The organism is Faecalicoccus sp. (assembly GCF_036552745.1).
GTDB lineage: Bacteria > Bacillota_I > Bacilli_A > Erysipelotrichales > Erysipelotrichaceae > Faecalicoccus.
In genome coordinates, this window is the sequence record NZ_JAXKBY010000034.1 from 1 (window position 1) to 10499 (window position 10499).

10 protein-coding genes and 1 other annotated feature are annotated in these 10499 nt (G+C 38.8%); of the genes, 2 read left to right on the forward strand and 8 right to left on the reverse strand.

Annotated features, from left to right (window positions below; translation table 11 throughout):
* From U0M88_RS01845 to U0M88_RS01860, 4 genes are all read right to left on the reverse strand, one after another.
* On the reverse strand, window positions 1-1311 hold a 1311-nt coding region (locus U0M88_RS01845; RefSeq protein ID WP_331868723.1), incomplete at its 3' end, for an ABC transporter permease.
* 18 nt (window positions 1312-1329) lie between these two features.
* On the reverse strand, window positions 1330-1788 hold the full coding sequence (locus U0M88_RS01850) for a MarR family winged helix-turn-helix transcriptional regulator (RefSeq protein ID WP_331868724.1): 459 nt from the start codon (window positions 1786-1788) through the stop codon (window positions 1330-1332).
* Window positions 1789-1986: 198 nt separating this feature from the next.
* Window positions 1987-4605 carry a valine--tRNA ligase gene (locus U0M88_RS01855; protein ID WP_331868725.1) on the reverse strand — a complete coding sequence of 873 codons (2619 nt, stop codon included), beginning with the start codon at window positions 4603-4605 and terminating at the stop codon, window positions 1987-1989.
* Between the two features lie 31 nt (window positions 4606-4636).
* Window positions 4637-4840, reverse strand: a binding site (T-box leader).
* A gap of 44 nt (window positions 4841-4884) precedes the next feature.
* Window positions 4885-5112 carry a hypothetical protein gene (locus U0M88_RS01860; protein WP_320802766.1) on the reverse strand — a complete coding sequence of 76 codons (228 nt, stop codon included), beginning with the start codon at window positions 5110-5112 and terminating at the stop codon, window positions 4885-4887.
* Between the two features lie 182 nt (window positions 5113-5294).
* On the opposite strand from U0M88_RS01860, the gene U0M88_RS01865 reads away from it, so the two are divergent.
* Window positions 5295-5573: a hypothetical protein gene (locus U0M88_RS01865; RefSeq protein WP_331868726.1), complete on the forward strand. Its 279-nt coding sequence runs from the start codon at window positions 5295-5297 to the stop codon at window positions 5571-5573.
* A 91-nt stretch (window positions 5574-5664) separates the two neighbouring features.
* Here the strand turns inward: U0M88_RS01865 and U0M88_RS01870 are convergent, their stop codons facing one another.
* From U0M88_RS01870 to U0M88_RS01885, 4 genes are all read right to left on the reverse strand, one after another.
* Window positions 5665-6273, reverse strand: a complete 609-nt coding sequence (locus U0M88_RS01870; protein ID WP_331868727.1) for a hypothetical protein — start codon at window positions 6271-6273, stop codon at window positions 5665-5667.
* Between the two features lie 115 nt (window positions 6274-6388).
* On the reverse strand, window positions 6389-6634 hold the full coding sequence (locus U0M88_RS01875) for a hypothetical protein (RefSeq protein WP_331868728.1): 246 nt from the start codon (window positions 6632-6634) through the stop codon (window positions 6389-6391).
* Between the two features lie 155 nt (window positions 6635-6789).
* Window positions 6790-8493 (reverse strand): phosphoenolpyruvate--protein phosphotransferase, encoded by a 1704-nt coding sequence (gene ptsP / locus U0M88_RS01880; RefSeq protein WP_331868729.1) that lies wholly within the window; start codon window positions 8491-8493, stop codon window positions 6790-6792.
* Between the two features lie 161 nt (window positions 8494-8654).
* Complete coding sequence (locus U0M88_RS01885) at window positions 8655-9830, reverse strand: hypothetical protein (protein ID WP_331868730.1); 1176 nt, start codon at window positions 9828-9830, stop codon at window positions 8655-8657.
* Window positions 9831-9899: 69 nt separating this feature from the next.
* Here U0M88_RS01885 and U0M88_RS01890 point away from each other — a divergent pair.
* Window positions 9900-10499: class I SAM-dependent methyltransferase (locus tag U0M88_RS01890; protein ID WP_331868731.1), on the forward strand; the 600-nt coding region annotated here is incomplete at its 3' end.

The following is a 10499-nucleotide window of genomic DNA, read 5'->3' on the forward strand; positions in this document are numbered from 1 at the left end:
AAAAGCCATGATGACCTGCATTGCATACTGCATGAAGGCCATAATGCTGCCGACCTGAATCATACCACTGTCCACTTGACCGGCACCCACCCATAAGATCAATAGTGTTGTTCCGTTCATCAAGAACATCATCAAAGGCATCAACAAGGCCATGGCACGTGTCGTAAACAAACTGACCTTGGTAATATCCAAATTGGCTTTATCAAACTTTTTCTGTTCTACCGATTCATTGTTGAAGGCACGAATAACAAGAATACCATCTAACAGCTCTTGAACCACACTATTGAGCTTATCGGTATATTTCTGCATCTTTTTAAATTTCGGCATCACGACGGCAAACATAGCTCCGACAATGCTTAAAATCACAACCACGCAAAGCGCAATAATCCATGTCATACCGGCTTCACTTTGCAGAACATGAAGCAAGGCCCCAATTCCAATGATTGGCGCATAGATCACGATACGAAGGATCATGATGATTGCCATTTGAATCTGTTGGATATCATTGGTCGTTCGAGTAATCAAGGTGCCGGTATTAAATATCCCAAAGTTTTCATTGGAGAAATAGGTCACCTTTTTAAACACATCATTTCGCAAGTGAAATGATATACCGGCGGCCACCCGACTGGCAAAATAGCCCACTAAGATTGCACAAATACCACTAGCCAGTGCATAGGCCAACATGACAAGGCCACTTTGAAGGATATAGCTTTGTTGCAGTTGTGTCATATTCATACCTAAATTTTTGTATTCCGTAGATACAAATTGGGCACTCATCGTAGTGATTGTCGATTCGCCTAGGCTTTTGATTTGCTCATCAGCTTGTTCCTTAAACGTCTCTAAGCCATTTTCAATCAAAAAAGATGCCAGCTGTTCTTGCGATAGTCCTTCCTTTTGCATAGCCTGCATCACCATCGTAAATGTCATCTGCAACTGTGTTAAATCCTGATTTAATTGATCTAAAGACTCTTTTGACAGATCAGTATCTAAAAAATAAACCGGTTCTTTTTCTAAGGCCGGAACTTCATCAATCTGTTTTGAAGTGGCATTTGTCGGTTCAACTAAAGTATAGGCATCTAAGATTTCTTCCTTAACATCCGCATCGGCCAAAAATAAATAGCCCTGCATCGTTTTCTTGGAAACTCTTTGATACACACCGGAAGTGATTCCCTGATTTTGAATTCCCACATTTACGATATTTTGCATCGTATCCGGTAAATTCAATTCACAATACGCCTGTCCAAACAACAAGACGACAATACAGAAAACGCTTCCGATAAATGGCTTAAAATATCTGAATAGCTTGCTCATTCGATTCCTTTCTTTCCATTACATCACACACGAATCTTCCTGCATTTTTTCTTGTACAAAACCAATCATCTTCTCTAGAATACGGTGAAAATTTTCACAGTCTTCCGGACCCAACATGTCCAGAAATTCATTCAATCGAGCCTGATGACAACTCCATTTCTCTAACATTTTCTCTTTGATATCATCCGTGATCTGAATATAAACCGTTCGCCGATCCATGGTAGAGCGAACACGTTTTACCCATCCATTTTTTTCATAACCTGTAATGATCTGACTGGCAGCAGCCGGTGTCACTTTTAAGTTTTGTGCTAATTGTGACATGGTCACCTGATGATGTTCGTTATCCGTATAAATATAGATCAAAATACTGAGATCTCTTGCCCGAAATCCCTTAATAGGCCCTCTGGACTTTCTTGTGAACTCCATCAAAGACAACATAGAAGAATTGATCAAATCGATCGTTTCTTGTTTTGACATACTAATCTCCTTTCATTAAGACTCTTAATCTTTTAGTATCTAAATATTATCATCTCATGAACTAATGTCAATATAAAACTTATCTTTTGTGTAAGTTATTTTAATTTGCTTAAATTATTTATATTTTATCAAAAGGAATCATTCATACAGTTTAGCCATAATAAAAAGCTCCACAATGGGAGCTTTCATTTGTAAATCTTAACCGATTTTCTTTAAGATCTCTTCTAAATTAGCTTGTGTCATATGAAGCTGATCTTCATACGAAGCCAGTTTTGCCTTTTCCTGATCGACTTTAGCCTGTGGTGCCTTGGATACAAAGTTTGGATTGTTCAACATACCGCTGGCACGTTTGATTTCTTTTTGAAGTCTTTCAATTTCCTTTTCCAGCTTTTCTTTTTCTTCGTTGTAGTCAACCAAATCTCCCATACGAACACGAAGTACCGCTTTTTCCAGAGTACGGCTCAAAATATCTTCATCTTCGATCGTTTCAAAGTTAACATGACACATACGGTCGATAATGCGTTTATAATCGTCCGAAAGATCGATCACACTTCCCTGTTCATCCACAATGGATATCGCAAGCGGATTGCTTGGTTTCATATTGTATTCCTGTTTGATCTCACGAACTTTTACGATGATCGATAAAGCCAGATCGACAAATTCTTTTTCGTTTTCTTTGGCATCGAGTTCAACTTTTTCCGGCCATGTTTCCACATTGATGCTTTCTTTATCATGTGGCAACGACTGATAAATCTCTTCCGTTACAAACGGCATAAAAGGATGTAATAGCTTACAGATGTTTGCCAATACAGTAAGCAGTACAGCTTTTGTAGAAGCAACGATATTCTGATTTTCACTATATAAATTGGCTTTACTTAATTCAATATACCAGCTGCAGAAATCATCCCATACAAAACTATACAATTCATTGCCTACCATGGCAAATTCATAGCGGTCCATATTCATCGTCACGTGATCGATGACCGTATTCATTCTTGACAAGATCCATTTATCGACAGCACTTAAATTTTCCGGTTTTAATACCGGCTTTTCATCCTGGAGCTGCATCTGTACAAAACGAGCTGCATTCCAGATCTTGTTGATGAAATTCCAGGCGGCATCCATCTTCTTATCATCAAAACGAAGATCCAAGCCCGGTGTAGAGTTTGTCGTTAAGAAGAAGCGTAAGGCATCCGCTCCTTTATCTTGAATGACATCCATCGGATCAATACCATTACCCAGGGATTTAGACATCTTGCGTCCTTTGGAATCACGAACTAAACCGTGAATCAATACATCCTTAAACGGACGATTTTTCATACAATATCGTGTTTGGAAAGCCATACGGGCAACCCAGAAGAAAATAATATCATATCCAGTAACAAGACAATCATTTGGGAAATAACGTTTTAGATCGTCTGTTGTTTCCGGCCATCCCAAAGTTGAAAAAGGCCATAAAGCACTGGAGAACCAAGTATCTAATACATCTTCATCCTGCTGCCAGTTTTCAGGATCTTTTGGATCTTCCATGCCTACATAGATTTCACCTGTTGCCTTATTCGTCCAGGCCGGAATTCGATGACCCCACCATAACTGACGGGAAATACACCAGTCTTCGATATTCTCCAGCCCTTGTTCAAACGTCTTTTCAAAGCGGGAAGGAACAAAGTTGATCTTTTGATCTTCAATCTTTTGATTTTTTAAAACTTCATCGGCCAATGGTTTCATCTTTACAAACCATTGCTTGCTTAAATATGGTTCTACGATTACACCGGTACGTTGTGAATGTCCTACCTGATGCATATGTTCTTCAATATGATCGACAACACCGGCTTTTTCAAAATCTTCGACCAATGCCTTACGACATTCAAAACGATCCATACCGGCATATTTATGTGCCATTTCATTCATCGTGCCATCCGGATTCATACAGATCGGCATCAGCAAATTGTATTTTTTAGCCAACATGAAGTCGTTTGGATCGTGGGCCGGGGTACACTTCATAACAGCTGTACCAAAGTCCATATCGATATAGTCATCCGCCATGATCGGCAATTCTTCCCCATTGGCCGGATTAATCGCATGCAGGCCAATGATATCCTTATAACGTTCATCATCCGGGTGTACAAAGATAGCCTGGTCGGCAAACATTGTCTCCGGACGTGTTGTGGCAATCACCAGTTCTTTTCCGGTTTCTACCACTTTATATTTAAAGTAGTACATGTGACCTTTGATCTCTTTATGCTCAACCTCAATATTGGATAAAGCGGTCTTGGCTTCCGGATCCCAGTTGATGATTCTTTCGCCCTGATAGATCAGGCCATCATTATACAGATCGACAAAGACTTTTCGTACCGCATGGCTCAATCCTTCATCTAATGTAAAGCGTTCTCTTGTATAATCTAAAGACAAGCCTAATTTAGCCCATTGTTTACGAATCGTTGCAGCATATTCTTCTTTCCATTCCCAGGCGCGATCCAAAAATTTCTCACGGCCAATATCATAACGAGAAATACCCTCGTCTTTTAAACGAGCATCTACCTTGGCCTGTGTCGCAATACCGGCATGATCCATACCAGCTACCCACAACACATCATAGCCCTGTAAACGTTTATACCGACAAATAATATCCTGCAATGTCGTATCCCAGGCATGACCCAAATGTAGCTTACCGGTTACATTGGGTGGCGGGATCACAATACAATACGGTCTTTTTGAAAGATCCCCGGCTGTAAAATAACCTTGGTCGATCCAATTTTGATATTTACCGGATTCTACTTGTAAATGATCATACTTGGGTGCCATTTCTTTTTCCATAGTCATCCTCCTTCATAAAAAAAGCACATCCGATTAGGACGTGCTTGACGTGGTACCACCTAAATTCGTATGTAAAACATACCTCATTACACATAACGCTGTGTCTGCGATGTCTTCTACTCAACTCAAAGACCTGCTCCTAGACTACCTTCATCTTCCCTTTGTGCTTCTTTTCACCAACCAGAAACTCTCTACAACTTCCGGAAAAACTACTCCTTCTATTCCTCGCATTTATGTGTATAGTTTATGTTAAAAGGAATCAAATTTCAAGTTTAATTTTTAAATCAGAAATTGAAAGACAAGAGCCACAAGACAGATAAACAAACTGGAAGCTAAAACAGCACTCATTGAGATTCCAAAGGTTCCCACCAGAAAGATCAATCCCACCAATAAGAGTGTACATGCGATGATCTCTAAACGTTCTCGAATCAGACTTGAAGAGAACTTAGAACGCGCATAACTCAAAACACTTAATGAAATACTACAAAATCCCATGACATACAACATTTTCCCTACCTCAACTTTGTCTTTATCATACGTCCTGAAAGTTAAAGCATGGACACTGCTGTGTTAAAAGAATGTAAAAAATAACTATACTTTTGATATTCTACGTGTTATAAAAAAAGTAGAGAGGTAGGTATTTGTATGATCACATTAGAAAACAACATCATCAAATCAGAGGATCTATCATGCAATGTCGCATCAATACAAAAATTGAGCTGAAGATCGTCCCGGTTAAGAAACCTGCTTCTAAAACTGTTTTGAATTCTCTGGCCAATGCACTGAGTCAATCAATGTCTAATGGTGATGAACCTGTGCAGATCATTCTGCGCATTACCTGTGATGACCAAAGTATAAAAGACCTCGTTTGGAACAAAGAGCCTTACATCCGAAACAATCTGGACTATCATAAAGCTATTAAAGAAGCCAGAGCGCTTCAGGAGCAAGTACAAAAATCCATTTCTTAGACACATCATTAAAAAGGAGACTTAAAAGTAATCATCAGTCTCCTTTTAAAATAGGATTTATCTATGAAAGGTTCTTTATTTTCTTATGTAATTAATGAAGCTGGAGATGTTGTAATACTTTTGACTGTAAGTCTTTTTTGACATGTAAAATGGAAAAGGCTTGTTGCACATCGGAAATAAGTCCACTTTCCAATAAACTGGAGATATTATCGACCAAGGTTTCTACTTTACCTTTTTCTAACCCTTGTTCAAGTCCTCTTTCCTGCCAAGCCAAAAAAGCACCCTCTGAAAATGTACACATCTTCTCTACCTCCGTTTTTAGTACTTCCGTTACTACTATATTATATTTTTTCTCTAGGATAAGTCGTATTTCATCAAATTCTCGATTTGATAAAAACAATAAAGAAAGAAATTCCATAATATCTTTTGGTCGATTCATAATTTCCTCCAAGTGAATATTGGCATCAGTATGGATACAAGGATACAAAAGATAGATTTGAGAAAAGTCGTAACATTCCGGATCAAAGCGAAAGTTACCTCTTCTTACATGCTCCTGCGTTCGATATTCTAAAAAACAATTATCTTTTTGATGCGCATGATGAAGACAAATCCAGATAGAACGAATATCTATGATTTCATCAAAATCAGATTTTTGAAATCCTAAAGGATCATTCTTTTGTCCTGAAATCAACCTTGACATGTAATATCAACATCTGCGTGGCAATGCATATCGATATGTGTCCTGTCCCTGTGCTTCCAAATGAATTAAAATCTCTCGATGATTGTCAAGCGGATGTTAGATAGAGTACAAAAAATCATATCTGATAATCGCATCCGGAATGCTGGTATCTTCTACATTGTGTGAAAAAAAGCTGAGGATGTGAGTAAGATCGCTGCATCAAGTCAAAGATTTGATCAAGCGATAGATGTTTGAATTCCTCTAAACATTGTTGAAGAATACAAGCCTGAATTGATTTAAACGATAATATCTTTTTGCTTTGTGCATCAAAGAATCGTTTATCACTATTCAAAGAAAAACCAAGTGCATTTAATTCTATCATATGAGACCCTCCTACATATATATACGAAAATAAATCGGTAAACTATGAATTAAATTTATTTTTTTTAAGATACTTGATAAAAGTCTCATGTGATTGGTTCTTGTGTTGGCAAAATAAAAAAGGTATAGAGCCAAACCCTATACCTCAAAGGATATTTACTGTTCTACTTTAGATTGTACGTATTCTAATACTTCTTCAGCTGTTTGTTTGTTCAAGCATTCCTGAGCTAAATCTTTCATTTCTTCGTAGCTCAAAGATTTGACAACTTTACGAGCCTTCAGGATCTGTGTTGCGCTCATAGAGAATTCATCCAATCCCAATCCTAACAGAATCGGTACGGCATTCGGTTCTCCGGCCATGGCACCACACATACCAGCCCATTTACCTTGTGAATGAGCACCTTTGATCGTGTTGGCAATCAGACGAAGTACACTTGGGTTATATGGCTGGTACAAGTAAGATACATGTTCAGACATACGGTCAGCAGCCATAGAGAACTGAATCAAGTCATTGGTACCGATAGAGAAGAAGTCTGCATATTGGGCAAACTGATCAGCTAATACGGCAGCGGCAGGAATTTCAACCATCATACCTACTTCGATATTATCAGCTACCTGAACACCTTCGGCGATCAGTTCTTTCTTCACATCTTCAAAAATAGCTTTGGCATCGCAGAATTCTTTAACCGTTGCGATCATTGGGAACATGATGCACAGTCTTCCATAAACGGAAGCACGGCACAAAGCACGAAGCTGTGTACGGAAGATATCTTGTTCCTTTAAGCACAAACGAATTGCACGATATCCTAAGAATGGGTTCATTTCCTGTGGGAATTCATAGTAAGACAAGTGTTTGTCACCACCGATATCCAGTGTACGAACAACTACACGTTTACCCTGCATTCCTTCCAGAACTTGTTTGTAAGCTTCAAATTGTTCATCTTCTGTTGGGAAGTGATCCGAATCCATGTATAAGAATTCCGTACGGAACAAGCCGACTCCTTCACCACCGTTTTTCAATACGCCTTCTACATCTTTGAAACCACCGATGTTTCCGGCCAATTCTACTTCATGACCATCTTTTGTCACTGATTTTTCAGAAACCAGAACCTTTAATTCTTCTTTTTCTTTGGCATAAGCTTCTGCTTTTTCGTTATATGCCTTGATTGTAGCTTCATCTGGATTTACTTCCACAACACCATCTAAAGCATCTAAGGCCAATACATCACCTGTCTTAACTGCATCCATAACACCTGGGCATCCTACAACGGCAGGAATTTCCAAAGAGTTTGCCATGATGGCAGAATGTGAAGTCTTTCCACCGATTTCTGTGGCAAAGCCTTTTACATATTCGTTTAACTGTGCCGTATCACTTGGTGTTAAGTCGTGAGCAACGATGATTGAATCTTCATCAATGCTTGTCAGATCCGGAATGACCAAACCTAACAGATTACATTTCAAACGGAATGTTACGTCCTTAACGTCTGCAGCTCTTTCCTTGAAATATTCGTTATCCATGCTTTCGAACATTTCAACCATCTGTGTAGCAACTACTTCCGTTGCATATTCCGCATTCACTGATTCATTCTGAATCATATTTTTGATCTGTCCGGCTAATTCTGGGTCACCTGCCATCATCAGATGCGCATCAAATACAGCCAGTTCTTCTTCACTTAAGCGTTTTGCAGCTCTTTCTTTGACACCTTCAATGTCTTTTTTTGTTTTCTCCAAAGCTTCATCAAATTTTTTGATTTCTGATTCGGCATCTCCCTGTTTCTTTTCGATTACTACATTTGGTGTTTCCAGTTTATAGACCTTAGCTACGGATACACCAGCACTTGCCGCAATACCTTTTAACATGTAAAATCCTCCTACTTTTAAAGTACTTAGCTCTATACTCGTACAAATTTTATCACTTTTGATCACTTTTTACAATTTTTAAAAGCGGTTTCACATCATTTCTAAGATGAAGTGTTACATCGTTAAAAACAAGCCCTGTTTTCCATCCATTTTTTCTGTTTTTAATCCAGGATCGCAAACTCACTTTCCTTGATACATTGTTTTAAATACGGAATTTGTTTCTCTTCTTTCAGCGTACAATGAAAGAAAAGCTCTTCTTCCATAGAAACGATTTTGGCCTCTAAAAAGAAGATACCATCTTCTTTATATTCATGTATCCAAACGGCCTTATCACGATATTGAATCGGTTCCTTTTTTTCCAGCTGATCCAATTGTGAACAAATCAAAGGTTGTTTAGATGCCTGAATCAAGTAGTCCCACTCATGTTCTTCCTTTCGAGCTGACATCAGACAAAGCGATTGTGTCACCGGATCATAGCTTCTTTCACAGGCACCTAACGCCACGACCTTTACATTTTCAAACAGGTGATATACTTCCATCAAACGATATTGATATACTTCCTGTTCCATGTTCACCGGATCTTTTAGCTGATCTTCTCTTTGCAGAAGTTGAATGTATAAACGATATTCTTTGATCGGTAACGGAATGGATGAATCCATCTTATAAGCCAGTTCGATATAATCACAGATCATATTTGCCATTTTATGCGTATGATCGTTCATCAAAGCATAAGGCCCATACCCTTCTTTAGCCAATAAAGTTAAAGCTGCATTTTTATAGTAGGATGCATCCATATCCCATTCGTTCCACACATAAAACAAATCCATCAAATCATGCGGATCCATATGTAAAAACTCTTTGGTGTCGATATAACCGATCGGTGTCGCAATCGCATTCTCTTTTTCCATCGGCAAAAAGTAAGTTTCATCGTATAAATAGTTCTTATAGAAGACAGGTTCTCGCTTCACTAGATTGCCTCTTAAATAGTCTAACTCATCTTCATACAGATGATGCAGCCGATGAAAATTTCCATCCTGATCAAATTCCAGATCATCCACCAGTTCAAATTCTCCGTTCAGTTCTTGTTGAATATCCATAAAGATATCAACGCAAAACGCATGAAAACCGGCACCGGCATGACGCGTATTAGCACTTAAAATGACCTCTCTGTCCTCTTCATGAACAATGATCTTCCCTTGTGGACAGACCTCCATTTCAACAACATCGCCACGCTCTTCAATCTGTACATTTTCACGATGGGCAATCGCACCGAGAACCTGATACAATTCATCTTTTTCTTTTTGATTTCTATCCTTACAAAACAGTTGTACAAACATTCTGATTCGCTCCTTTTCATTACTAACATTATATCAACACCGTCAAGAATCTATGTTATAATAAGAAACATGAATCAATGTGCAAAGAATTGGAAGGACTATGAGGTCCTGGATACAGGAAACAAAGAAAAACTGGAACGTTGGAATTCCATTATATTAAGAAGACCCGATCCGGTCTGTGTATGGCCAATCGATTCTGAGAATCCGGATTGGAACAAAGCGGATGCGATCTATCATCGCTCTAAAAGCGGAGGTGGTCACTGGGAAACGATCAAAGAAATCAAAGAATTTTGGACGATTGGTTATCGCGGATTACGCTTTAAAATCTCTCCTACCGGTTTTAAGCATACCGGACTTTTCCCGGAACAGGCAGCCAACTGGGATTTTATGATGGATACCATTGAAAAATCAAAACGAAGCGATCTTCGCATCTTAAACCTTTTTGCCTATACCGGAGGTGCGACAATGGCTTGTGCCAAAGCCGGTGCCAATGAAGTTGTTCATGTAGATGCCAGCAAAGGCATGGTACAGTGGGCTAAAGAAAACATGCATCTTTCCCATCTGGAAGATCATAAGATTCGTTTTATCGTAGATGATGTCGTCAAATTTGTCAAAAGAGAACAACGTCGGGGACGAACCTATCACGGCATCATTTTAGATCCCCCAAGC

Bases quoted from the DNA above. Each gene is read 5' to 3' on its own strand.
- U0M88_RS01850 (WP_331868724.1), bottom strand. From the start codon at position 1,788: ATGTCAAAACAAGAAACGATCGATTTGATCAATTCTTCTATGTTGTCT.
- U0M88_RS01855 (WP_331868725.1), bottom strand. From the start codon at position 4,605: ATGGAAAAAGAAATGGCACCCAAGTATGATCATTTACAAGTAGAATCC.
- U0M88_RS01860 (WP_320802766.1), bottom strand. From the start codon at position 5,112: ATGTTGTATGTCATGGGATTTTGTAGTATTTCATTAAGTGTTTTGAGT.
- U0M88_RS01865 (WP_331868726.1), top strand. From the start codon at position 5,295: ATGCAATGTCGCATCAATACAAAAATTGAGCTGAAGATCGTCCCGGTT.
- U0M88_RS01870 (WP_331868727.1), bottom strand. From the start codon at position 6,273: ATGTCAAGGTTGATTTCAGGACAAAAGAATGATCCTTTAGGATTTCAA.
- U0M88_RS01875 (WP_331868728.1), bottom strand. From the start codon at position 6,634: ATGATAGAATTAAATGCACTTGGTTTTTCTTTGAATAGTGATAAACGA.
- ptsP (WP_331868729.1), bottom strand. From the start codon at position 8,493: ATGTTAAAAGGTATTGCGGCAAGTGCTGGTGTATCCGTAGCTAAGGTC.
- U0M88_RS01885 (WP_331868730.1), bottom strand. From the start codon at position 9,830: ATGTTTGTACAACTGTTTTGTAAGGATAGAAATCAAAAAGAAAAAGAT.